Source organism: Anaerococcus sp. Marseille-P3625 (assembly GCF_900232825.1).
Lineage (GTDB): Bacteria > Bacillota > Clostridia > Tissierellales > Peptoniphilaceae > Anaerococcus.
The window spans coordinates 13,112-38,363 of record NZ_OCTP01000009.1 but is presented as its reverse complement, the minus strand read 5'-3'; the positions used below and the strand labels follow the sequence as shown (position 1 = coordinate 38,363).

Annotated in this window: 23 protein-coding genes; 6 read left to right on the top strand and 17 right to left on the bottom strand. The window is 33.4% G+C overall.

Going from position 1 to position 25,252, the window contains the following annotated elements:
• The gene (locus tag CS884_RS00855) at positions 1-1,152 is read right to left on the bottom strand and encodes a double-cubane-cluster-containing anaerobic reductase (protein WP_099320207.1); all 1,152 of its coding nucleotides are present in this window, start codon (positions 1,150-1,152) and stop codon (positions 1-3) included.
• Between the two features lie 358 nt (positions 1,153-1,510).
• Here CS884_RS00855 and CS884_RS00850 point away from each other — a divergent pair, with 358 nt between their 5' ends.
• On the top strand, positions 1,511-4,180 hold the full coding sequence (locus tag CS884_RS00850; RefSeq protein WP_099320206.1) for a cation-translocating P-type ATPase: 2,670 nt from the start codon (positions 1,511-1,513) through the stop codon (positions 4,178-4,180).
• A 40-nt stretch (positions 4,181-4,220) separates the two neighbouring features.
• On the opposite strand, the gene CS884_RS00845 is transcribed toward CS884_RS00850, so the two are convergent.
• Both CS884_RS00845 and CS884_RS00840 read right to left on the bottom strand, forming a co-directional pair.
• The gene (locus tag CS884_RS00845; protein ID WP_099320205.1) at positions 4,221-4,781 is read right to left on the bottom strand and encodes a chromate transporter; all 561 of its coding nucleotides are present in this window, start codon (positions 4,779-4,781) and stop codon (positions 4,221-4,223) included.
• Complete coding sequence (locus CS884_RS00840; RefSeq protein ID WP_099320204.1) at positions 4,774-5,313, bottom strand: chromate transporter; 540 nt, start codon at positions 5,311-5,313, stop codon at positions 4,774-4,776. The genes CS884_RS00845 and CS884_RS00840 overlap by 8 nt, the downstream gene beginning before the upstream one ends.
• A 133-nt stretch (positions 5,314-5,446) precedes the next feature.
• Between CS884_RS00840 and CS884_RS00835 the strand changes: the two genes are divergently transcribed.
• Positions 5,447-6,106: an HAD family phosphatase gene (locus tag CS884_RS00835; RefSeq protein WP_099320203.1), complete on the top strand. Its 660-nt coding sequence runs from the start codon at positions 5,447-5,449 to the stop codon at positions 6,104-6,106.
• Between the two features lie 34 nt (positions 6,107-6,140).
• Here CS884_RS00835 and CS884_RS00830 read toward each other — a convergent pair whose 3' ends face one another.
• The 3 genes from CS884_RS00830 to CS884_RS00820 form a co-directional block, all read right to left on the bottom strand.
• Positions 6,141-7,502: a lyase family protein gene (locus tag CS884_RS00830; protein WP_099320202.1), complete on the bottom strand. Its 1,362-nt coding sequence runs from the start codon at positions 7,500-7,502 to the stop codon at positions 6,141-6,143.
• 10 nt (positions 7,503-7,512) lie between these two features.
• Positions 7,513-8,925, bottom strand: coding sequence for an aspartate ammonia-lyase (locus tag CS884_RS00825; RefSeq protein ID WP_099320201.1), 1,413 nt, complete (start codon positions 8,923-8,925; stop codon positions 7,513-7,515).
• 173 nt (positions 8,926-9,098) lie between these two features.
• Positions 9,099-10,439: an MATE family efflux transporter gene (locus CS884_RS00820; protein WP_099320200.1), complete on the bottom strand. Its 1,341-nt coding sequence runs from the start codon at positions 10,437-10,439 to the stop codon at positions 9,099-9,101.
• Between the two features lie 114 nt (positions 10,440-10,553).
• On the opposite strand from CS884_RS00820, the gene CS884_RS00815 reads away from it, so the two are divergent.
• Positions 10,554-11,165, top strand: a complete 612-nt coding sequence (locus CS884_RS00815) for a GNAT family N-acetyltransferase (RefSeq protein ID WP_099320199.1) — start codon at positions 10,554-10,556, stop codon at positions 11,163-11,165.
• Positions 11,166-11,213: 48 nt separating this feature from the next.
• Here the strand turns inward: CS884_RS00815 and sdaAA are convergent, their stop codons facing one another.
• The 9 genes from sdaAA to CS884_RS00770 all read right to left on the bottom strand — a co-directional run bounded on the left by sdaAA (position 11,214) and on the right by CS884_RS00770 (position 18,233).
• A complete protein-coding gene (gene sdaAA / locus CS884_RS00810) occupies positions 11,214-12,092 on the bottom strand; it encodes an L-serine ammonia-lyase, iron-sulfur-dependent, subunit alpha (RefSeq protein WP_099320198.1) in 879 nt (292 codons plus the stop codon).
• A 7-nt stretch (positions 12,093-12,099) separates the two neighbouring features.
• Positions 12,100-12,762, bottom strand: a complete 663-nt coding sequence (gene sdaAB, locus CS884_RS00805; protein WP_099320197.1) for an L-serine ammonia-lyase, iron-sulfur-dependent subunit beta — start codon at positions 12,760-12,762, stop codon at positions 12,100-12,102.
• 78 nt (positions 12,763-12,840) lie between these two features.
• Positions 12,841-14,073: a dicarboxylate/amino acid:cation symporter gene (locus CS884_RS00800; protein ID WP_099320196.1), complete on the bottom strand. Its 1,233-nt coding sequence runs from the start codon at positions 14,071-14,073 to the stop codon at positions 12,841-12,843.
• A gap of 154 nt (positions 14,074-14,227) precedes the next feature.
• Positions 14,228-14,668, bottom strand: a complete 441-nt coding sequence (locus CS884_RS00795) for a MaoC/PaaZ C-terminal domain-containing protein (protein ID WP_099320195.1) — start codon at positions 14,666-14,668, stop codon at positions 14,228-14,230.
• A 65-nt stretch (positions 14,669-14,733) separates the two neighbouring features.
• Positions 14,734-15,426, bottom strand: a complete 693-nt coding sequence (locus CS884_RS00790; protein WP_099320194.1) for a TlpA disulfide reductase family protein — start codon at positions 15,424-15,426, stop codon at positions 14,734-14,736.
• The gene (locus CS884_RS00785) at positions 15,350-16,273 is read right to left on the bottom strand and encodes a 4Fe-4S binding protein (RefSeq protein WP_099320193.1); all 924 of its coding nucleotides are present in this window, start codon (positions 16,271-16,273) and stop codon (positions 15,350-15,352) included. Before CS884_RS00785 ends, CS884_RS00790 begins: the two co-directional genes overlap by 77 nt.
• Positions 16,266-16,412, bottom strand: coding sequence for a CD1871A family CXXC motif-containing protein (locus CS884_RS10755; protein ID WP_099320192.1), 147 nt, complete (start codon positions 16,410-16,412; stop codon positions 16,266-16,268). The genes CS884_RS00785 and CS884_RS10755 overlap by 8 nt, the downstream gene beginning before the upstream one ends.
• A 47-nt stretch (positions 16,413-16,459) precedes the next feature.
• The gene (locus CS884_RS00775; RefSeq protein ID WP_099320191.1) at positions 16,460-17,572 is read right to left on the bottom strand and encodes a HAMP domain-containing sensor histidine kinase; all 1,113 of its coding nucleotides are present in this window, start codon (positions 17,570-17,572) and stop codon (positions 16,460-16,462) included.
• A complete protein-coding gene (locus CS884_RS00770) occupies positions 17,562-18,233 on the bottom strand; it encodes a response regulator transcription factor (protein WP_099320190.1) in 672 nt (223 codons plus the stop codon). Before CS884_RS00770 ends, CS884_RS00775 begins: the two co-directional genes overlap by 11 nt.
• Before the next feature lie 223 nt (positions 18,234-18,456).
• Between CS884_RS00770 and CS884_RS00765 the strand changes: the two genes are divergently transcribed.
• From CS884_RS00765 to CS884_RS00755, 3 genes are all read left to right on the top strand, one after another.
• Positions 18,457-19,053, top strand: coding sequence for a PepSY domain-containing protein (locus tag CS884_RS00765; RefSeq protein ID WP_099320189.1), 597 nt, complete (start codon positions 18,457-18,459; stop codon positions 19,051-19,053).
• 61 nt (positions 19,054-19,114) lie between these two features.
• Entirely contained in the window at positions 19,115-19,825 is a 711-nt protein-coding gene (locus tag CS884_RS00760) for a hypothetical protein (protein WP_099320188.1), read from the top strand.
• A 221-nt stretch (positions 19,826-20,046) separates the two neighbouring features.
• Complete coding sequence (locus tag CS884_RS00755; protein ID WP_099320187.1) at positions 20,047-21,645, top strand: Na/Pi cotransporter family protein; 1,599 nt, start codon at positions 20,047-20,049, stop codon at positions 21,643-21,645.
• A gap of 118 nt (positions 21,646-21,763) precedes the next feature.
• Here the strand turns inward: CS884_RS00755 and CS884_RS00750 are convergent, their stop codons facing one another.
• Both CS884_RS00750 and CS884_RS00745 read right to left on the bottom strand, forming a co-directional pair.
• Complete coding sequence (locus CS884_RS00750; protein ID WP_099320186.1) at positions 21,764-23,017, bottom strand: FprA family A-type flavoprotein; 1,254 nt, start codon at positions 23,015-23,017, stop codon at positions 21,764-21,766.
• A gap of 5 nt (positions 23,018-23,022) precedes the next feature.
• The gene (locus CS884_RS00745; protein WP_099320185.1) at positions 23,023-24,948 is read right to left on the bottom strand and encodes an acyl-CoA dehydrogenase family protein; all 1,926 of its coding nucleotides are present in this window, start codon (positions 24,946-24,948) and stop codon (positions 23,023-23,025) included.
• Positions 24,949-25,252: the final 304 nt, after the last annotated feature.

Genomic DNA, 25,252 nt, shown 5'->3' with positions numbered 1-25,252 from the left:
TTATAACATTTCTATAAAGGCAGCAATCCTCGTGTTTAGTTGACCTATATCAGATTTTGAAAAGTCTGTTTCAACAAACATATAAGGTATGCCTTTTTCTTCTGTAACAAATCTTTTGATTGTTTCTCTTTCTACTATATATGGATGGCAAGAAACCAAGTCCATTTCCAAAACTCCATCAGCCTTGTATTTATCAATGAGTTTGCTTAAAAGTTTTAGTCTATTAGTATCAGGTGTCATAACAGAACAACCAATGTCAAGGTATCTGCTTGCTATAGCTTCGTTGATATCTTCTGCTTCAAGGTCGATATTGTTGTCAAAATTTTTCTCTCCAGAGCAGTTTTCAAAAGAAACTACAACTCCACCATTATTTTCAATAGCATTGATAACTTTTTCTGTAGCTCCGCCCATTGGGCAACCAGTTACTATAATTCTTGGCTTTTTTTCTCTAGTTGATGGATCGTATTCATCGCGAACTTTTTTTGCTATGGCATTAATCTCATCGGCAATAGCTTTTTTGTCCATTTTGAAAGTTGATCCATAGGTTACATGGAAAAAGTCTAAGCCACTCATTGGCGCTGGTTCAAGTTCCATAGTATCGGCAAGATTTTTTTGTGCATCTCTTATATCATTGCCAATTTTTGCCCAATATCTAAGATTTTCATCAGTTATTTCAGTATTAAATTTACCTTCCAAATATTTTCTAAAGTCTATAACTTCATCTTTCCAATATTGTAAGGCTCTGGCATTTTGTGTTTGTGGCAAGTGCATGATATAAACTGGCTTAATGTCATTCATTAACTCATACATTTTTTTCTTACCATCACAAGTAGTTTCGCCTACAACTACATCAGAAAAATAAAAGAAAGGACACTTGTTTGTCTTGGCAAAACCATAGGAAGATTTTATAAGTGGGCAAAGATTTGTTGGCAAATCTCTTTCTGCTTCTTCTATGGTTTCATCGCTTGTTGAGCAAAGTGCAACGGTAGAAGCTCCTGCCGCCCAAGCAACTTCTGCTGGAAAATAGGTGCAATAGTGACCAACTAGTGGAATTCCCTTATCTTTTAATTCTTTTACAGACAAGAACGCATTTTGCCTTGCTTCGGCAAAATCATCAAATATCTCGGGCAAATCTTTTACAAGTTCTGTCAATAATTTCTCCTTTCAAAATTTAAATCTACATTTATAAAACAAGTATAAAACAAGCATTTTCCATGCTTTTGTAAGAAAAATGAAAAATTTAATTTATATATCCACTAAACGACAAAGGCTTTGATTGTCAATTTATTGTTAATGTTTTATCTGAAAAATAAATAAAATTCATTTTCTTATTGAGATTTCAAAAATTTACTATATAATAATCCTAGCAGAAAGGGAGTAGCCCAATTATTTAATCGTCAGAACGAATTTATTTCCGGTTGAATAAACCCTTATACGGTGGCAAGACTTTTGGCGAATTCGTCAGAAGTCTTTTTTATTACCATTTTGCAAAATTATTATAGGAGGAATTATGGACTACCAAGGTTCTAAGGAAGAAATTTTAGAAAAAATTGGATCTAACGAAAAATCTGGTTTAAGTGCAAGCGAAGCAAGCAAAAGACTTGAAAAATACGGTCCAAATAAAATCGAATCTTCCAACAAAAAATCAATGATTCAAAAAATTTTGGATCAAATAATTGACCCCATGGTAATTTTACTTATAGTAGCATCAATCATTTCTGCCTTTACTGGAGATAAGATCGAAGCTATCATAATTATTGCAATTGTTGTTTTAAATGCTATTATGAGTATTTATCAAGAAGGACAAGCTGAAGATTCTGTGGCAGCTTTGCAAAAGATGAGCTCGCCTGAAGCGACAATAATTAGAGATGGCAAACGTATAAAAGTAAAAGCTGAAGAACTTGTGCCAGGAGATATCGTAGTTCTTGAAACAGGAGATATTATTCCAGCTGATATGAGATTGCTCGATTCTAGGAATTTAAAAATCGATGAATCATCCCTAACTGGAGAATCTGTCGCAGTAGAAAAAGATGCAAACGAAGAATATAGCGAAGAAGTTGGCATTGGCGATAGAAAAAACCAAGCTTTTTCATCATCAATTGTAACTTACGGCCACGGCTTAGGAGTGATTACAAAAACAGGTCACGAAACAGAAATCGGACAAATTGCAAAAAGTCTTGATGCTGTTGAAGAAAAAGAAACACCTTTGCAAAAACAACTTAAAAATTTGTCAAAAAAACTTGCGATTTTAGTTGTTGTAGTTTGTGCTTTAGTTTTTGTGGTTGGATATTTTAGAACGAGCATGGATTTACTTGATAACTTTATGGTTGCAGTTTCCCTTGCAGTAGCAGCTATTCCAGAAGGCCTAACCGCAGTTGTAACTATAGTTTTATCAATCGGCATGAATAGAATGGTTGAAAGAAAAGCCATTGTAAAAAATCTTGTTTCTGTTGAAACTTTAGGTTCTACAACTGCCATTTGCTCTGATAAGACTGGTACTTTAACCCAAAATGAAATGACCATAACCAAAGTCTACACTGATTTTAAAGAATTTGATGTTAGCGGTTCTGGTTATGCACCAATTGGCGAAATTTCCCACAAGGGAGAAAAAATCGACGAGAACGAGCAAATAAAATTATTGATGACAATTGCATCTTTTAGTAACGATGCAAATTTAACTGAAGATTCTGGAATGTATCAAATTACAGGCGATCCTACAGAAGGAGCAATGCTAACTCTTTCTGAAAAATGGGGCATAAATCAAGAAAAATTAAACGAAGCTCATCCAAGAATTGACGAGATTCCTTTTGATTCTGATAGAAAAATGATGACAACTTTCCATAACATAGAAGATTCTTACTATGCTATGACCAAGGGTGCGCCAGATATTATAATCAAAAATTCTTCAAAAATCATGATCGATGGCAAATTAGAAGACTTTACAGATGATTTAAAGAAAAAAGTTTTGGAGGAAAATACCAAACTTGCAAGACTTGCCCTTCGTGTTATGGCCTATGCTTTTAAACCTTATGAAAGTTTGGAAAATGAAGAGCTTACAACAGAAAATATAGAACGTGAAATGATTTTTGTAGGTCTTACAGGAATGATCGACCCACCTAGAGAAGAAGCTAAGAAAGCCGTTGAAGAATGTCACAATTCTGGTATCGATGTAATAATGATTACTGGAGATTATTTTGAAACTGCCCTTGCTATTGCCAAGGATCTTGGCATTGCAGAAAATGCCGACCAAGCTATGCAAGGTTCTGACTTAAATAACAAAAGCGATGAAGAAGTAAGAGAAATTGTAAAGACAAAACGTATTTTTGCAAGAGTATCACCACAAAATAAGGTTCAACTAGTAAACGCCCTCCAAGCAAACGGCAATATTGTAGCTATGACTGGAGATGGTGTAAATGACGCACCTGCAATCAAAAACGCCGATATTGGAATATCAATGGGCATAACTGGAACTGATGTTGCCAAAGATACTGCCGATATGATTTTAGTTGATGATAATTTCGCAACTATTGTAAATGCAGTTGAAGAAGGAAGAGTAATTTTTTCAAATATCAAAAAATTTGTATCTTTCCTTTTATCATGTAACATAGCAGAAGTTGCCATAGTATTTTTGTCAATACTTTTTGGCTTACCTTCTCCACTAACACCAATTCAACTTTTGTGGCTAAATCTTGTAACCGATGCTTTCCCAGCTCTTGCTCTTGGGGTTGAACCAGCGGAAGCTGACATAATGAATCGTCCACCACGTGATCCTCATGAGAATATCTTATCTGGAGAAACTGGCCAACACGTAATCTTGCAATCAATTGCCATAACAGTTGCAGTTCTTGCCGCATATATTATAGGCTTAAATTATATTTTCCCAAATAATATAGCTGGCGCTCACACCATGGTATTTGCAACACTTATCACAAGTGAATTACTAAGAGCATTTTCCGTTAGAAGTGAAAAATACACCCTAAAAGAACTTGGATTCTTTTCAAACAAAGCCTTGGTAAAGGCAAATATTTTATCCTTCTCTTTGTTGCTTTTGGTTATGTATGTACCGATTTTAAGAGAATTATTTGAACTAGAGCTAATTACTTGGCAATGGTTGGTAATAATTGTACTAGCCTTCCTACCGCTAATAATTGGTGAAATTAGAAAAAAAGCTAATAAATAAAATTTAGGAGAACTTACAAAAATGTAAGCTCTCCTTTTTTTTATAGAGAAAAAACAATGCCCAAAAGTCCACTTATTCCAATTATTATAAGTGGATTAATTTTTTTAAATTTTATTTGGACAAATAAAAAAATTGCAAAAATTGAAATTGGCAAAAGTCTAAATAAGTCTAATAGATTTCCACTAATCTTAAATAAATCAATATCCAAAAGCGTAAGGGCCATAACAGAACTCATAGCTCCAAGTATTAAGCCTCCAGTTGCTGGACGAATTGTAAAAAACATATCATTTACAATTTTTGAGTTCTTAAATTTTGCCATAGCTCTTGCTATGATAAGAATAATTATTATAGGTCCTGTCACAAGTGAAATTGTAGCAAGAATTGCACCAGGGATCCCGTAGGCCTTAAAGCCTGCAAAAGTTGCCACATTTATGCCTATTGCTCCTGGGGTTGATTCTGAAACTGCTATCATATCTAACAAATCTTTTTGAGTAAAATAATTATAATTTCTGGCTATCTCCTGCAAAAATGGAATGGTTGCAAGGCCTCCACCAATTGCAAAAAGTCCAGCCTTAAAAAATTCCCACATTAGTCTAAGCATTTTCTTTACCCCTTCCTAAAAGTATGCCAAAAATCCCAAGACTTATAACAATAATGACTGGAGAAATTGACAAAACCGCCACAGCAAGAAATGTTAGGAAAAATATTATAAATTTTAGACTTGTGTCGGCATTTTTTTTAGTCATTTTCATAACTGTATAAAAAACCAAAGCACAAACGCCAATTCTTATTCCCGCAAAAGCGTGTTGGATAAAGGCAAGATGGCTGTAAATTTTAAGAAAATTTGCAATTAAGACAATGATTATAATTGATGGTGTGATAAAACCTAAAGAAGCAACAAGTCCACCGATTTTCCCTGCCATTTTATAGCCTAAAAAAGTCGAGGTGTTAATGGCTATAATTCCTGGTGTCGATTGACCAATAGCATAATAATCCAAGATTTCCTCTTGGCTTGCCCAATTTTTCTTATCGCAAACTTCTCGCTCCAAAAGCGGCAACATGGCATAGCCACCGCCAAAGGTAAAAACACCGATTTTTGCAAAAGTTAAGTATAAATCTAATAAAATATTCATGAAAAATTCCTTTCTACTAATAGTATAGCACAGCTTTGATAAAGTTTTAAATTTGGGAAAATCACCAATAAATTATTCTTAAAAGCTATTGGGGTATATTATATAGGAAAGAAGAAAAAAATAAGGAGTTTTAATGAAGTTACTTTTTGATTGTGATGGAACTTTGCTTGATTCTATGCACATTTGGGTTGAACCTATCAATAAAATTTTTAATAAATATGGCTATAGTTTTGAAGGCTTGGAGAAAAAAGAAAAAGGCGTAATTGAAGCACTTCCTTTAAGTGGAATGGTCACTTACATAGCAAAAAACATAGCAAAAGATATGACAGAAGAAGAAGTTAACAATTATTTTTTGGAAATCGTTGAAGATGGTTACAAAAATCATCTGATGCCCAAAGATGGCGTTTTGGAAAAGCTAAAGGATTTTTACGATCACGATATTGAAATGGGCATAGCTTCTTCAACTGATTCCAAATACCTAAAACTTGCTTTTAATCGTTTGGGAATTGACCATTATTTTACCTATTATAACACTCCAGATTTATTAAATTCCAAAAAATCTGATGCGAAATTCTGGCAAAGTGCCATAGATAATTTTAAGATAGATCCAGAAGAAATAATGCTTTTTGACGATGCTCTCTATGCCATAAAAGCTGCAAATAAATCAGGAATTAAAACTTGTGGAGTTAGAGATTTTCCTTACAACAAAAATGAATGGGAAGATATCAAAAAATTTTCCGATATTTATCTTGAAGGAATTTGGGATTTTGATATAAATACTTTATTAAAATAAGGATGCTAGTTTTTTACTAGACATCCTTTATTTTTTATACCATATTTTCTGGTTTTACATATTTGTCGAAATCTTTTTCGTCTATATAGCCTAATTCATGGCTTGCTTCTCTTAGGGTTAGGCCTTTTTGATAAGCGTATTTGGCGATTTTGCTTGCCTTATCATAGCCTATGTGTGGAGAAAGGCTTGTTACAAGCATTAAAGATCTATCCAAATTTTCTTTTATTTTTTCTTGGTTGGCTTTTAAACCTTCTAATAGATTTTTTCTAAAGCAAGTTAATGATTTGCTTAATAAGCTTATTGATTGATCCATATTATAGATAATTAGTGGCATATAGGTGTTTAGTTGCATTTGCCCTTGGGAATTTGCCATAGTTATAGCAAGATCATTTGCCATAATTTGTATTGCAACCATTGTTATTGATTCAACTTGAGTTGGGTTAACTTTGCCAGGCATTATTGAAGAACCAGGTTCGTTGGCTGGAATTATTAACTCGCCAATACCGCATCTTGGTCCGCAAGATGAAAATCTAATATCACTTGCAATTTTATACATATCACTTGCTAGGGTTTTGATGGCTCCATGTGTATTTACTAGGGCATTTTTGCTGGATAATTGATAAAATTTGTTGGTATCACTTACAAATTCGCTAGCTAATTCTTTTGATAGCTCGCTTGCCATTTCATCGCCAAAATTCTTCTTGGCATTTATTCCAGTTCCTACTGCTGTTCCACCGATGGCTAGTTTTCTTAGATATTTGCTTACTTCTTTTAGGATTTCGTAATCTCTTTCAACCATTACTTTCCAGCCAGAAATTTCTTGAGATAATTTTACTGGAGTTGCATCTTGTAAGTGGGTGCGGCCAGTTTTTATTATGTCATTTTCTTTTTCCAATTTTTCTAAGGATTTTATTATTTCTTCTATTGCTGGAAATAAGTTATCTTTTAAATTTATAAATGTTGAAAGGTGCATGGCTGTTGGAAATACATCATTTGATGATTGGCTCATATTTACATGATCGTTTGGATGGATGAGTTTTTCTCCTTTTTTTGCATTTGCTATGTGGGAGATAACTTCATTTACGTTCATATTTGTCTGAGTTCCAGAGCCTGTTTGCCAGATTGTTAGTGGAAATTGGTCAGTGTATTTTCCTTTTAGGATTTCATCTGCAGCATAGATTATTAGATCTCTTTTTTCTTCATCTAATTTGCCTTCATTGGCATTTACAATTGCTGCAGCTTTTTTTATATAAACTATTGCGCGAATTAAGTTTTCTGGCATAGTCTCTACATCTTGAGGAAAGTTTGTAAGAGATCTTTGAGTTTGAGCTCCCCAAAAAGCTTCTTCTGGAACGTCAATTACACCAATAGAATCTTCTTCTTGTCTAAATTTCATTTTCCCATCCCTACAATATCTTTTCTTCATCCAAGATGCCTGGTTTGATCATCTTTTTAAAGTCGAGGATTTTATCTAATTCTTTTTCATCAAGTAAGCCTTCTTTTAGAACTAATTCTCTAATGCTTATGCCTGTATCTATTGCCTTATGAGCAATTTCACTTGCTTTTTGGTATCCTATGTGTGGAGCAAGTGCTGTTACTAGTCCAACGCTTCTTTGAACCTTATCTGAAAGAGCTTTTTCATTTGCTGTGATATTGTCAACACAATTAATTCTTAGTGTATTTATTGCACCTTTTAGTGTTCTTAGTGATTCAAATAAGTTGTAGAAAATTATTGGTTCAAAAGCATTTAATTCAAGTTGACCTGCTTCAACTGCCATAGTTACAGTCATATCATTTCCTATTACATTAAAGGCAACTTGGTTTACAACTTCTGGTATAACTGGATTTACTTTTCCTGGCATTATTGATGAGCCTGCTTGGCGAGCTGGTAATTTGATATCAGCAACTCCTGCTTGTGGACCTGAACTCATTAATCTTAGGTCGTTGGCTATTTTTGATAAGTTTGATGCGTAGGTTTTTAGTATAGCTGAAGCATAAGAGAAACCATCTAGGTTTTGAGTTCCATCTATCAAATCTTCATTTTGTGTAAGTTTTAGACCTGTAACTTCTGCCAAAACTCCAACTATTTCTTCTACATAAGTTTTATCAGCATTTAAGCCTGTTCCTATAGCTGTTCCACCAAGGTTAACTTGGCTTAAAGTTTCTATTGCGCTGTCAAATCTCTTGTGGTCACGTCTGATAACCTTTGCATAAGCTGCAAATTCTTGACCAAGGCTTATTGGAATTGCATCTTGAAGTTGAGTTCTACCCATTTTGTAAACTTCTTTGAATTCTTCTGCTTTTTTGTCAAAAGATCCTATAAGTTTTTCTGTTTCTTCTTTTAGTTCTTCAAAATATCTAATTAAGGCAATTTTACCTGATGTTGGGATTACATCATTTGTTGATTGACCACGGTTAACATGATCATTTGGATGGACTTTATCATAAATTCCCAATCCACCACCTAAAGATTCATTTGCAATATTTGCAATAACTTCGTTGGCATTCATGTTAAAGCTTGTTCCAGCTCCACCTTGGATAGGATCTACTATAAAATTATCCCTGTATTTGCCATTTAAAAGATCATCACAAGCTGCAACTATTGCATTTTTTTGATCTTCTTTTAGCAAGCCTATTTTACCGTTTTCTATGGCGCAAGCTTTTTTTACCTCAAGCATTGCATCTATAAATTTATCGTCAACAGGAAGACCTGTTATAGCGAAGTTTTGATTTGCTCTTAAGCTGTTTGCCCCATAATAGGCGTCTTTTGGTACTTCAATTTCCCCTAAAGAATCAAGTTCATTTCTATATTCTGTCATATAACCCTCCTATATTCATTATAATGAATATTTGCATTTCTTACAAGTAAAATGAAAAGGTTTTTAAGATTTATTTTTAAATTGATAAACTCTTATAAAGCTTATCTTAACAAATAAAAAAAATCATCAGCTTGCAAGCGCTTTGCCTGATGATTTTTATAAATTTTATTAAATTATTTAATGGATTTTTTCATTTTTTTAACCAGCATAAAAACTACCAGCAAACCCTTGGCAACACTAGTTAAACTCATTGCTAACCAAACTCCAGCCACACCAAAAATTGGCATGAAAATTTTTGATATAGGAATTCTCGAAAAATCAGAAACCATACCTATAATAGCTGGCGTTTTTGTATCTCCTAAACCATTAAAAGCTCCTGTTAAACCAATTTCAGTCGACATAAAAATTTGTGAAAAGGAAAGGATTGCCAGATATATAGCTCCAAGCTCAATAGTTTCTTTGTCATTTGGGATAAATAGTTTGAAAAGTTGGTATCTAAAAGCAAATAAAACTAACATTGAAATTGTTCCTATCACTAATAAAATCACAAAAGATTTTTTGATAGATTCTTTTACTCTTTCCATAAGTCCTGCTCCGTAGTTTTGTCCAACCATAGCCGCAATTCCAACTTGCAAGCCCTCAGTTGTATTCCAGGTTATAGCTTCAAGCTGACTACCAACTGTATAGGCTGCTACTGCCGCTTCACCAAAATCTGCCATAAATTTATTTAAAATGATGCTAATTGTCGCCATAAAAGAACTCATAAGGGCCGCTGGAAAACCCATCTTAAATATTGAAATTACCCAAGCTCTTTTATAATGAAAACTTGAAATGGCCGATTTTAAAATTTTGTTTTTCCTAAAAATATTAAATACAAAAATCAAGGTCACAACTATTTGAGCCATAACTGTCGCAAGAGCAGCGCCTTTGGCCTCAAGCCTTGGAATTGGACCATAACCAAAAATCAAAATCGGATCTATGATAATGTTAGTTATAAGCCCAATGGTATTTATCTTAAAGGGAGTAAGACTATTGCCCAAAGATTGGAAGGATTGAGATAAAACTGGATTTATAAAGAAAAATATCATCCCAAAACTTATAATGTGCAAATAATCTCTGGCATAAGCGCTGGCACTTTCCGTAAGTCCATAAAAATTTACATAATAATTGGAAAATAAAAACAAAAGCAAGGAATAAAAAACGCTTATGGTTATGGTAAGTATGTAACCATTATTTAAAACTTTTATGGTTTCTCTATCATCAGATCTACCAAAAGCATGGGAGGCATAAACTCCAGTTCCAATTTTTGGTATCAAAGTTATGGCGTTGGCAATCCAAAACAAAAATCCAGCAATTCCAACACCCGCTATGGCATCTTTGCCAAGCCTACCTAGGAAAAATATATCTACAAAGTTATAGGTAATTTGAATAAATGCAGTTAAAGCTAATGGAATTGAAAGTTTAAAAAGGGATTTGCTAATATCACCCTTGGTCAAATTTGTATTTTGATTCATAAGTCCTCCTGACTATAATATTTTACAATTCATTTATCTTAATGTCATATAAAAATTGATTATAGAATAATTATTGGTATAAATATTATAAAATAAAAATATGGAGATATAAAAATGAACGCTGATTTTAGGATAAATGGCAAAGTTATAGAAAGTGATAGACTTATTCTGAGAGCTTTTGAATATTGCGATTTGGACGATTTTTTTGCTTACGCTTGTGTAGATGGAGTAGGCGAAATGGCTGGTTGGAAACATCACGAAAATAAGGAAGAGTCTTTGAATATTTTAAAATCTTTTATAAAATCAGATAAAACTTTTGCCCTAGTCTACAAAGAAAATAACAAAGTGATCGGCTCTTTAGGTGTTGAAAAATATGGGTTTGAGGATAAATTACCAGAATTTTCCAATTATTACGCAAGAGAATTGGGAGCTGTTTTAAGCAAAGATTATCGGTCTAAGGGTCTTATGAGCGAGGCCATCAAAGCTCTTATAGATTATTTATTTAATGAATTGAACTTAGATTTTCTTACAGCTGGATATTTTGATTTTAATAAAAGATCAAAGAAAATGCAAGAAAATCTTGGCTTTAAGCCTTATAGAAAAGTAATAATTGATACAATTATGGGGACAAAAGAACCTGGAGTTTTATCTTTATTAGTAAATCCAAATAAGAATCTGGTCCTAAATTTTTCCCATCCAGAAACTTTAATTTACCAAGAAAAATAATTTTTTATAAAAGAAAAAGCCTTGAATAACTCAAGGCTTTTGTTGATTTTATACATTTCCGTCGATGTATTTTTTTCTTAGTCTTAAAGCTGATGGGCAAACTGCAACTCCACCCTCGCCTGTTTCTCTAAGTCCTGCTGGAAGGCTATCTCCAACTCTTTTTAGAGTATCGACAGCTTCATCAAATGTTACAAAAACTTTAACTCCTGCCATTGCCATATCTGCACTTGCAAGGGCATTCATTACTCCGTTGGCATTTCTAATATTGCAAGGAAATTCTACCATTCCTCCAATTGGGTCGCATACTAATCCTAAGATGTTTAACAAAGCACAAACTGCCGCATTTTCTTGGATATGAATGTCATAACCTCTAAGATAGCAAACTGCAGCTGCTGCCATAGCACTTGCAGCTCCTGTTTCTGCTTGGCAACCACCTTCTGCTCCTGCAAATGTTGCATTGTCAAAGATAACTTGGCCAAATTGGGTGGCAACTAGCATAGCTTCCATTAATTTTCTATCATCAAAACCGTATTTATGATACATAGTCATCAAAGTTGCTGGAAGTATTCCTGCAGATCCTGCTGTTGGAGCAGCTACAATTCTACCCATGGCTGCGTTTACTTCACTTGTTGATAAGGCCATGGCCATGGCTAAAGCAGCTGTATCTCCAAGAACTGTATCACCACTTAGGAAATAATCGTTCATTTTTTTTGCATTTCCGCCTGTCATACCTGTTACTGATACAACTGGGACTTTTAGAGCTTGATGCGATGATTCTTTCATTACATCTAGGGTTCTTTGAAGTCTATTAAATATATCTTCTTCGCTAACTTTGGTATTTTCAATTTCATCTTTTACAGATAATTCCCAAAGTGACAAGTTCTCTTTTTCACATCTTTGTTTTAATAACTCGAGTGTTGTTAACATAATTTCCCTATCCTAAATACTTAATAAAGGTAAAATTCTTACCCTTTGTTATGGTTTCAATAATTTCATCTGTTAGTGGTTCATCTAATTGGCAAACTAGCATTACATTATCGCCATCTTTGATGGTTTTCATCTCATAAATATTGTATCCATTGTTGTAAAGCACATTTGACACAAAGGCAATTATACCTTTTTGTTCGCCATAAGACATAAATAAGGTTGGTCTTTTGGCATAATATTCAATTGGATTTCCATAAATTTTATTTATTACAATGGCTCCACCACCGATTGATGAGCCTTGTATTTCTATATCTTTTTTATCTTTAGGGTATTTAAAAACCATTTTTACAGTGTTAGGGTGAACATCTCCTAAGTCTGTTGGTATGAAATTATAAGAAATTCCTGCTTCTTTGGCATATTCAAAGGAATTTATTATCCTATCATCTTCTGGGCCAAATCCTAGTATCCCACCTACTAAGGCTCTGTTAGTTCCATGGCCCTTGTAGGTTTTGGCAAATGATCCATGAAGGTAAAAGTCAACTTCATTAAATCCTGGGTCAGCAATTTTTCTAGCAATATTGGCTATCTTGCAAGCTCCTGCGGTATGAGAGCTAGATGGTCCAACCATTACTGGACCAATTATATCAAAAATAGATGCATTTACTGGCATATTATCTCCTTTATTATGTTCATAAAATAGAAGGGGTTTTAAAACCCCCTTATTTATTCTTGCAAAGGTTTCTAGTTACTATTGTGGGTTATTTACCACTGGTGCAGCTTTCCAATCTTTATTACCTAAGATAACTTTGTTGTAGAATTTATCTACAGCAGCTGCTATGGCAACATCGCCTGATACGTTGGCAGCTGTACCAAATGAATCTTGGGTTAGATAAAGTGAAATTAATAAACTTGCCATTGCTGATTCTGGTGCAATTCCAACTATTGGTAAAAATGGAAGTGCACTCATAACAGCTCCACCTGGTGCTCCAGGAGCAGCTACCATAGCAACACCTAAAGTTGCTATTAATGATAACATTAGTCCAAATGAATGTGGAAGATTATACATATAAAGAATTGTAAAAGTACAACCTGTAATTGTAATCATAGATCCAGGCATATGAACTGTCGCTCCCAATGGAACTACGAAATCAGCAATTTCACGGCTAACACCGTTATTTCTTGCACATTGTAGGTTAACTGGAATTGTAGCAGCTGAAGATTGAGTACCTATAGCTGTCATATAACCCCTAACTTCATTTTTAAGCATAGCAAAAGGATTTTTTCCTGTGTAAGATCCAGATACCAAGAACATTACTGTTACATATAGTAGGTGTAGGATTACTATGCATAGGAAAATTCTCCAGAATATACTTAATACTGCGAAAACTGATCCGCTATAGCTCATTTCTGCGAAATTACCTAAAATGAAAAATGGAAGAACTGGTACTATTGCAACTTCAAGAACTCTAGTAATAATAATATTAAATTCTGAAACTGCCTTATAAAGTACTTCACCATTGTTGTTTTTACGTAACCATGAAATAGCTATACCCATCATAAAGGCAAAAATCAATGCCCCTGTTACATCAAAAAACGGTGTAATTGGAACACTAAAATATGGATCCAAGGTTTTTCCTTCAGCCGCCGTAATGGCATCTACTTGTGCTGTAGTAATAAATTTTGGGAAAATATTACTAGCCATAATGTAAGATAAACTTCCTGCTACTAAAGTTGAAATATAGGCAATTAGTACTGTAATGCCCAATAATTTTCCAGCTCCCTCTCCTAGGTCTGCAATACCTTTAGTTACAAAAGCAAGAATCATTAGTGGGATGATGAATGATAAAAATGATCCGAAGATCTTAGAAAATGTTACAAATAATCTAGTAACTCCAACTGGTAGATATCTGCCAATTAAGATACCAAGAATAATTGCAATAATTAATTTTGGAACAAGTCCAAGTTTTTTAAAAGCTCCCATAAGCTCTCCTTATTGAATTTTTATGTAAACCTTTGCTCCTATATTATATCTCATATTTACAACAAATAAAATTTTTCGCCAAAATTTTTTAAGAACATTCATTTATAAAATTAATTTAGCAAAATTCACCAATCATTTATGATTTTTCTTAGGATTATCTTTTACATTTCACCAAGCCTGTGACTAGAAAATCTAAAACCAAGTCTTTTTCTGGATTTTCCACAATCATTTGGTAAGTCACAAAGCCATCTTGCTTTTCATTTCTAATTTTCTTATCAAATATTTTAACTTTTATATCATATCTAACATTTGGATAAACAGGTCTTAACCACTTTGCCCCTTCAATGCTAACCCCACAAATCATTCCGTCAGCATCAATACCAGTTTTGACCCACTTTGACCAAAATGTCATAATAGAAAAAATACCAGAAGATATTATCCCTTTAAATCTTGATTTTTCAGCTAAATTCTTATCGCAATGAATATCCCTTGGATCATACTCTTTGGCATTTTCTATAATCTCTTCTTCTGTCAAAATAGCAGGCTCAATTTCCCTATCAAAAATTTGCCCAATTACATAATCTTCAAAATACATAAAGCACCTCTAAATATTTCTACCCAAAATTGGCAAAGAAAAAAGCGCCCTGTCGGACGCAATTATTATTTGTTCTTTTGTGAAGATTCTTTAGCCATTTTTATATTTTCTTTTAATTTTGCTATTTGATCTTTTTCTAGTAGGGTCCCTTCTACTGGATCGCCTATTATATTTCCTTTGTTGTCTACTACTATTGTTGTTGGATATACGAAGATTCCTTCTAGGTATGTTTTCATATCTCCATCATTTTCTACTGCTAGTGCTTTGTAGGTTGGCTTTTTCTCTTTTACTATTCTTTGGTAAGCTTCTTTGGTTGATTGATCGTAGTTTACGTCTGTACACATAGAAATAAAGTCTACTCCATCTTCTTTTTTAAGATCATCTGCCACTTTGTTTAGTTCATCCATTTCGCCTATGCAAGCAGAGCATCCTGTAAACCATAGGTTGATTACTGTTGCATCATTTTTTGCAATATCTTCTAGACCAAAAGGATTACCATCTTGGTCTGTTGACTTAAATTCTGGTAAGCTTTTTGCGCTTTCTGGTTTTGCTACTTCGCCTTCAGTTTCTTCCATGGTTTTGCCTTCTTCTTTAGCTTCTTTGGCTGGTGCTTCTTCTTTTTTGTCAGCTTCTGCTGGCATTTCTTCTTTTGTTTCTACTTTTGCTTTTTCATCTACATCTTTATTTGCTTGATTGTTGCAACTTGCAAGAGTTAGTCCCATTAGGGCTAATACTAGTATTTTGTTTATCTTTTTCATTATTACTCCTTTTGATAAAATAGGTAGATATGGCTTTTGTCGGACAAGCTTTGAGACATTCATTACATCTGATACATTCTAAATGGTGGTCATTTTTTCTAATATCTACATCCATTTTGCAAACTCTAGCACATTTGCCACAATTTATACATTTATCTTCTGACACTTCCATTTGATAGAAAGAGTATTTGTTAAAGAGAGAATAAAATGCTCCAAGTGGGCAAATCCATTTGCAAAAAGGTCTGTAAAATAAGATTGATAATATTATTGTTACTATCAAAATAGCTGACTTTAGCTTAAATAAATTGCCTAAGGCAAGTCTTAGGGATGGATTTTTTAGGCTAAGTGGTATTGCTCCTTCTAAAATTCCTTGAGGACAAATATATTTACAGAAGTATGGAGGAATAACTTCGTATTTATCTCTTAGGAAAATTCCTAGGGCTAGTACTAGAAAAATCAATATTAGGTATTTGACATATCTTAGTGGCCATAATTTTTTTGTTGAGAATTTTTTCGTTTTGATTTTATGGAGGAGATCTTGAAAAAATCCCATTGGGCAAATAAACCCGCAGATGAGTCTACCTACCATGACGCCAAAAAATGCCATTATGCCAAAAACATAATATGAAAATCTATATTTTTTTGCTCCCATTACAGCTTGCATTGAGCCTATGGGGCAAGAGCCTGAAGCTCCAGGACAAGAATAGCAATTTAAACCTGGTAAACATATTTTTTTACCAGAGCCTTGATAAATTCTTCCCTTAAAAAAGTTAGGTATATGTAAGTTGTGAGCCAAAGCCATCAGCGCTTGAATTTTTAGTCTTGAAATATTTTTTATTTTATCCAATTCCTACACACTCCAAACACAGATTGATTGCTTTAGAAAAAACTGTATTTACTTCACCTCTATAAGCTCCATATACCACAAAAGCTATAGAGATAATTAATAAAAGCTTGCTAATTATTCTTTTGTCTTTTTTTATCATATCCTTACCTCGAATATTATGATAACAAGTTATTTGTTAAATTGATGTTAAGATTTTTTTAATGTCAAAGAAAATTTGCTGCCCTTTGGCAAATTGTCAGAAACTTCTATTTTTGCCTTTAAAGAATCAGCAATTTGCTTGGATAGAGAAAGTCCAATTCCAAAACCTTCTTTGTGACGGGAATTATCCACCTGATAAAAGAGATCAAATATTTTTCCCTTCTGCTCATCACTTATGCCAATGCCTGTGTCGATTACATCAATTTGTAGCTTTTCATCTGAATCTTTTAGAAAAATATCAATTTTGCCGCCTTCTACGTTGTACTTGATAGAATTTTCTATTATATTAAAAAGTAATCTTTGCAATAGTGCATCGTCAGTTTTTAGGCAAATGTCGGCATTTTTGTGAAAGTTTAGATTTATATTTTTTGCTGAAATTTTATCTTCAAGATCAAAAATTATCTCTTCTATTAGGGAATTTATAGAAACATCGCTTATATTTATTTCTTGATTTTTGGAAAATAAGAGAACGGCCTCTATGAGATTTTTTAGTTTTTCTAAGCTTTTATCCATTCTTTCCAAAAAATCTTTGGTTTCTGGATCTTGGTTTTTCCTTGAAAAAACATCAACTTGAGCCTTCATAACAGCAACTGGCGTTCTTAGCTCGTGGGCAACATTGGCAGAAAAATCTTTCTGTCTTTTGTAATCTCTGTAGATTCTTCCCATAAGATTGTTAAAGCTTTCTGATAAATCGACTATTTCGCTTGAACCTTCTTCTAGTAAAAGTTTTTCGGCGAAGGTTTCTGGCTTATCGATGTCGATTTTTCCTATATTTTTTTGAAGCTCTTTAAGTGGGGCAAGAATTTTTGAAATTATTAGGGCAAATATCAAAGACCCAATCAAAATTACAACTAAGGTTACAATAAATGTATAAATTTTAAAATCTGCCGATGATTGCAAGTGAGCGTTATTTACAGTTACCACTATAGAATTTTGGTAATTTGGCATCCACTGTTTGATATTTTCAAGCAATTCGTCAGTCATTTGAATTTGCTTTTGATTTATCATGTAATTTGTGATTGTAATCATGGCTATAAAAATAATCACGACTGCGAATATCAGCTTAAAAACTATGGATTTATAAAATTTTTCATCCTTCATAGATCCTATAACCCTTGCCTATTACATTTTCTATCTTATTTTCTCCGTCAATTTCCTTGATTTTTTTTCTAAGAGATGACATATGAACTCTTACAGAATTTGAAAAGCTATCTGCATTTGAATCCCAAACATGATCGATTAACTCTTCGCTTGAAACATATTTTTGGCGATTTAAAAATAAATATTCCAAAATCGCAGTTTCTTTGGCAGTTAAGTTGACCTTAGTTTCGCCAACAAAGGCTTCTCTTGTAGTGGTATCAAAGCTTAAAGTGCCAGCCTTTAAGATTGTGTTTTCTGTTACAGATTTGCGTCTTAAAAGTGCTCGCATTCTTGCATCAAGCTCTTTTAGATCAAAAGGCTTTACCATATAATCATTTGCCCCATAATCTAAGCCCTTTACCCTGTCGTCTATATCACTTCTTGCCGTAAGCATTATTATATTTACTTCTTGGTTAAATTTTCTAATTTCATCTAAGACTTGGAAACCATCTTTTTTTGGCAAATTAATATCTAAAACTATGACATCGTAAGTTTCCACATAGGCCATATCAATTGCTTCTTCGCCATCGTAAGCCTTATCAACAGCATAACCATACATTGTAAGACCTTCCGCTAATAGTTCTATCAAATCTAAATCATCTTCAACAACTAAAACTCGCATCTTTCCCTCCTTTTACTTAATTATATTATAAGATTTGTTAAATTTGTATAAAACTTTAAAATTTCCTTTTATCTTAAATTAAAATTATAATTATTAGTCACTAGCTGTCTACTATTTTTTTAATCAAAAAGCGAAAATTGTGCTTTTATAAATTTATAGTATAATCATATTAAATAACTTTAGAAAATTACTCTGAAAATAAATAAAAATATAAGGAGATATTATGAAATACAAAAAAATATTTTCACTAGTGTTAGCTACAAGTTTTATTTTGGCAAGTTGTAGCGTAAGTGAAAGTCCTAATGGGGCAAATGAGAATGAAGATTCAAAACAAGTTATAGAAGTAAAAAACACCGATGATGCTAATAAAATAGCAGATGAAACTAAAGATCAACAAGCTTCAAATTATAGCCTCTACCCTGAAGTAAGTCTTAGTATAAACGACGCCAAAAAAGCTTTCGACCTAGAATTTGGTGTAGGCGATATTGGAATCACAAGCCTTTCTCTTGATAATGACAATGGCAAATACTATTATGAGATAGATGGATTTTTGGATAATAAGGAATATGAGGCAAAAATTGATGCAAATACTGGAGATATTATAGAATCCAAAAGCGAGGCAGAAAATGAAAACAAAGAAGTATTAGATTTTACTCTATTAAAAGATCCTAATGATGTAATTACCAAGGCCTTAGAAGGCAAAGAAAATGCTTATGTCAAGGAATGGGAGCTTTCTATAGAAAATGGCAAAGCTGTTTATGAACTTGATATAGAAAATGCTGACGATATGGAAATTGACGCTTACGAAAAAACAAATTAATTGACCGCTTATTAAATTTACTAAATAATTAAAGGTGGTAAAATATAAGAAGGAGGATTTTATGAAAGTAAAAACACTAAATAAAGCTATGATTCTTGCTCTATTAAGTTTATCACTTGCAGCTTGTACTTCCAACACTTCCCAACAAACAAGCCCAGATGTTAACACAGATCAAGTTGAAAATAGCGATGACAATACTAATGAAATAGTAGAAGAAGCTAAGGCTGATAACGATATGGAAAATACAGATATCAAAGAAAATAAAACAGATGATGATGCTGATAAAACTACTACCATTGAAGTAAAAAAATCAGATAGTAAAGAAAATAAAGATAAAAATACTGCCGATAAGAAAGAATCAACCGATAAAAAAGATTCTAGTAAGGCTTTAGACAAAAACTCAAAAGAAAAAGATGGCGTTTACTCATCTTCATTGATGAGTGAGAAAAATGGCGAAAGAGAAGCTGAACTTCAAACAGCAAGTGTCTATGACATCCTTGCAGAAGAAGGAAAGCTTACAGTAAAGGGTTCCATAGATTATCAAGTAGATCTTAACGACTACAAAAATTTGGAAGAATTAGAAAATAATAGCTATACTTTCAAAATCGATGAAAATACTGAATTTTTATCAGGTGGAGGCATGGCTAATCCAACTTACTATAAAACCCTCGAAGAATTTAACAATTTTTATAAGGAAGTAAAAAACTCAGGACTTGGCCTTGTAATCACTGTTAAAGACGGTCTAGTAAAAAGCGTACTAATAACATCATAACAAAAGAGCTTGTAATGAGCTCTTTTTTTTGCAAATTTTACTTTTTCTTCATAAATCCATAATTTTTTCTTAATGAAATTTTTATATAATTGATTGTCATTATCTTTTGAATATTATTAATATTTCTTGTAAAATAGATGTAGGTTTTAAAATTTTATGATTAGAAAAATTTTATCATAATTTCTGATATATTTTTTTGCCTAATATTTTTCGGAGGACTTATGTCGGTTCAGTATTTCATAGAACTTTTGGGCGGTCTTGCCTTGTTCTTATACGGTATGGAAATGATGAGTGGTGGTCTTGAGCTTGTTGCAGGCGATAGGCTACGTGTTGTAATTGAAAAGATGACCTCAAATTTTTTTAAGGCTATTCTTGTCGGCGCTTTTGTAACTGCTATTATTCAATCTTCTTCTGCCACAACAGTTATGGTAGTGGGTTTTGTTAATGCAGGTCTTATGACTATTTATCAAGCAGTCGGAATAATAATGGGGGCAAATATTGGTACTACCGTTACTGGTCAACTTGTTGCCCTAAATGTTTCTCAAATTGCACCTATAATTGCTTTTGTAGGATTTTTGCAAAATACTTTTTCTTCTAAGAAAAAAATTAAATATATTGGTCAAGCTGTAATGGGTCTTGGTTTTTTGTTTATGGGTATGGAATTTATGAGTAAGGCCATGGAGCCATTAAGAGAGTATCCTGGCTTTATAACTTTGATGACAAAATTTGAAAATCCAATACTTGGAGTTTTGGCTGGTACAACTATTACTGCAATTATACAGTCATCTTCTGCATCTTTGGGTATCTTGCAGGCTGTTGCTAACCAAGGAGTTATTCCTTTAAGATCATCTATGTATATTGTATTTGGTTTTAACATTGGAACTTGTATAACTTCAGTATTATCCTCTATCGGATCATCAAAAAACGCAAGAAGAACAGCCCTTGTCCACGTATTATTTAATATTATTGGAACAATTATTTTTGTACTAGTGGCATTTCTCATACCTATTGATCAAATTGTTACTAGCTTCTCAAGGGATGTTCCAGCAGCACAAATTGCAAATTTACACACCTTGTTTAATATAGCTACAAGTATCATCCTTTTCCCTTTCTCAAGAAAACTTGCAGATCTTTCTTTCAAGTTAATCCCTGGAGTTGATAAGGAACAAGAAGAGATGAGCCTTCAATTTATCAACAAGCATATTGTAAAAGATGCTTCAGCAACATTTACAGATATTAGGGCAGAAATTAATAGAATGCTTGAGCTTATCAACCAAAATTACAAAGAAGCTATGGCTCTTTTGTATAAATTTGATGAAGATATATACGATGAAATTTTTCATAGAGAGCAAGTTATAAATTATCTTAATAAGGAAATTTCAGCCTTTATTATAGATTCTTTGGGTTTGTCAATGAATGAGGAAACATCTTCACATTTTGCCTCTTATCTTAGAATTTCTAGGGATATGGAAAGAATTGGAGATCACTCAAAAAATATTGCCGATGTTGCAAAGTTAAAGCATGAGGAAAAAATGATTTTTACCGATGATGCAGTTAAGGAACTTGATGGCCTAAATAATATTATTCTTAAAATGTTTGATGCTATCATTGGCGATATTGATAGTGTAGGTATTGTAAAACAGATGCGTGATTCTAACGAAGAAATCCAAAAAGATGTTAATATTTACAGAAACAATCATATGTTAAGAATGAGAGATAGATCTTGCGATCCAGAAAGTGGTTTGATCTTTGAAAAGACCTTAACTGCCATGGAAAGAATTTCTTCTTATATATCAAACGCAGCAAAATTTGCAATTTGATTTGCTAAAAATTTAGAAAATAATAGATCTTTCTAAATCGATTAATAAAATACACTTTGTTTTAAAGCAAAAAAATGCCAGCTGAGGGCTTTTCCCTTACTGGCATTTTTATTATCTATTATTTAGATTGTTTTTTTTGTGCAGCTACTTTTGCTTTTTCTTCTTTACGTTTTTTCATAGAGTCCTTGATACCTTCAACAATAGCATCCATTTCTGGTTCTTTCATTGATTTTAGTGAACTTACTATGTTTAGACTTTCTGGAAGAACATCCATTACTTTCATTTCGTTGTCTATGAAAGCTTCCATTTTTTCTGCTGCTTGTGGAGCCCATGTTCCGTTATCTATAATTGTAACTGCTCTGTTTTGAACATTAAGTGCTTTCATATCTTCTAGGAAGTTAAGCATTGGTGGATAAATTCCTAGGTTGTAGGTTACTGATGCTAGAACTATGTTTGAGTATTTGAAAGCTTCTGCTATTAGTGTAGATACGTGAGTGCTTGATACATCTCTTAGACTGATATTTGTAATTCCTGCTTCACATAATTTTGATGCAAGTGCTTGAGCTGCAAATTCTGTGTTACCATACATAGATGCATATACAATTAGTACACCATCTTCTTCTGGTTCATAGGTTGCCCAATGTGTATATTTATCTAAGATATAACCAAAGTTATCTCTCCATACAAGTCCATGAAGTGGGCAGATGTATTTAATATCAAGTCCGCCAGCTTTTGCTAGAGCTTTTTGTACGAATGTACCATATTTACCAACGATATTTGTGTAATAACGACGAGCTTCATCTAGATAATCACGATCCCAATCAACTTCATCGGCAAATAATCTACCGTTGTTAGCGATAAATGAACCAAAAGCGTCAGCTGAGAATAATACTCCGTTTGTTACATCAAATGTCATTAGAACTTCTGGCCAGTGAACCATTGGAGCTTCTACGAAAGCAAGTGTATGCTTACCGAAGTTCATGGTGTCGCCTTCTTTTACTTCTATATATCTATCATCTACGTGATAACCAAATTGTCTCATAAACATTACTCCCTTTTCAGAAGAAATGATTTTTAGATTTGGATATCTTTCAAGCATTAATTCGATTGATGAGCAGTGGTCTGGTTCCATATGGTTAACTATCATATAGTCAAGGTCACGACCGTTAAGTACACGGCTAACGTTGATTATATATTGACGAGTAATTGACCAGTCTACTGCATCTACTAAAACTGTTTTTTCATCCATTAATAGGTAGGAGTTATATGATACGCCTTGTGGTATTGGAAAAATATTTTCAAATAGGGCTAGTCTTCTATCATCCCCACCTACATAATATAAGTCATCTGTTACTTTTCTAACTGTATACATAATCCCTACTTTCTATCTTCTGGGAATTCAAATTTGATGAATTCTTCTTTAGCTTCACCTGATACTGGTGATACCCAGCTATCTGGCAATTTGTCAAATGGTGTACCTGGTTCGATTCCTTGTGTTGGATCACCGATTTCTGGGTTATATTCATAACCTGAACCTAAGTCAAGATAAATATCTTCTTTTGGTGCCATCTTACGAGGTTTGCTTCTCTTAACTTTCTTCATTGGTGGAGCAGGTTTCTTAGCTTCGCCGTTATCTAATTCTTTGATTAGTAATGGTAAAACTTCTGCAAAGTCCCCAACTATACCATAATCACAGTTGTTAAAGATTGGTGCATTTTTGCTGTTGTTAATTGCAACTATTGTAGATGCATCACGGATTCCCTTTAAGTGTTGGCCAGCGCCTGAAACTCCGACACCTATATATAGGTTATTTTTGAAGTTTTGACCACTCATACCAACGTATCTATCAAGTGGGACATATTTTAATGTTTCTGCTACTGGTCTTGATGATGAAATAGCTGCTCCTGCTTGGTAAGCAAGATCTTCTATTAATTTCATATTTTTCTTTTCACCGATACCACGACCTGCAACAACTATTCTTTCAGCTTCTGTAACTGGTGTCCATGGATCTATACCAACTGTAAAGTCGTATCCATCTTTCTTTAAAGCTGCTACTAAATTTTTAACCGCTTCTTTAGGATCTCCTTCAAAGATCTCCCCTTTTCTGATCCCTGCAATTGGACCTTGTTTTGATTTTCTTCCAACTGCTTGGACTCTGGGTGCACGTCCGACTGTGTTTGCACCGACAACAACTCTCATGATTTCGTTAGTTCCTTCATAGATTTGGGTAATTTTTGCATCTCTAAAGAATCTTTCAACATCAACACCCTTGATAAATCCAGAACCACCGTAAAGTTGGATAGCTTCTGTTGTAATCTTCATAGCAAGATCTGAAGCAAATTGTTTAGCCATAGCTGCTTCTGCAGAATATCTTTCATGATTTTCTTTTAGTTCTGCAGCTCTGTAAATCATAAGTCTTGCAGCATCAAGTTGAGTTGCCATATCAGCAAGTTTGAATGTATTTGCTTGTAAGTGAGCTATTGGCATACCAAATTGTTCACGTTCTTTAGCATAAGCTAGAGCTGATTCGTAAGCACCTTGGCCAATACCTAATGCTTGTGAAGCAATACCAATTCTACCACCATCAAGAGTTGCCATAGCAATCTTAAAACCTTGACCTTCTTTGCCAAGTAAGTTTTCTTTTGGAACTTTTACATTGTCAAAGTGTAATTCTGCAGTAGATGATGATCTAATACCTAATTTATCATAGTGATCAGAGCATGTAAATCCTTCCATGCCTTTTTCTACGATAAATGCAGAAATACCATGGGTTCCGATACCTGGAGTTGTAACTGCGAATACAACATAAGTATCAGCTTTTGGAGCGTTGGTGATAAATATTTTTTTACCATTTAGGATATATCTATCTCCATCAAGTTCTGCTGTTGTTTCTGTACCACCAGCATCTGAACCAGCGTTTTCTTCTGTCAAACCGAAAGCACCGATTTTTTCACCTTTAGCTAGTGGAACAAGATATTTTTGTTTTTGTTCTTCTGTACCAAAGGCAAAAATTGGGTAGCTTCCAAGAGATGTATGTGCTGAGCAAATTACACCAACACCACCATCTACTCTAGATAATTCTTCTACTGTAATAGCGTAGCTTAAAACATCTAGACCTTGGCCGCCGTATTCTTTTGGATAAGGTATGCCCAAAAATCCAAGTTGTCCCATTTCTTTTACAATATCATCTGGGAACTCATTTTTTTGATCTAGATCAAAAGCAATAGGTTTTACTTTTTCTTCTGCAAATGCTCTAACTTTTTTACGTAGAGCTTCATGCTCATCTGTAGTCTTAAATAACATCAAAACCTCCTTATGTGTTCTTACTATAATTCTAGTTCTAAGAAAACGTTTTGTCAAATATATTTTTAGCTAATAAATTTATTTCAAAGTAATTTGACTTATCTTGCTAATATACATAAATTTATACAGACAAATGATTATTTCCAATATTTTTTTAAGAAAACTAAAAATAAGTATAAAAAAAGACCGACATACTCGATCTAGTAAAATGGCTGGGATAGTAGGACGCAAACCTACGATCGTAAGACGCAGAATCTTATGCCTTAGCAACTTGGCTATCGTAATACAGCATAATTTTACAATT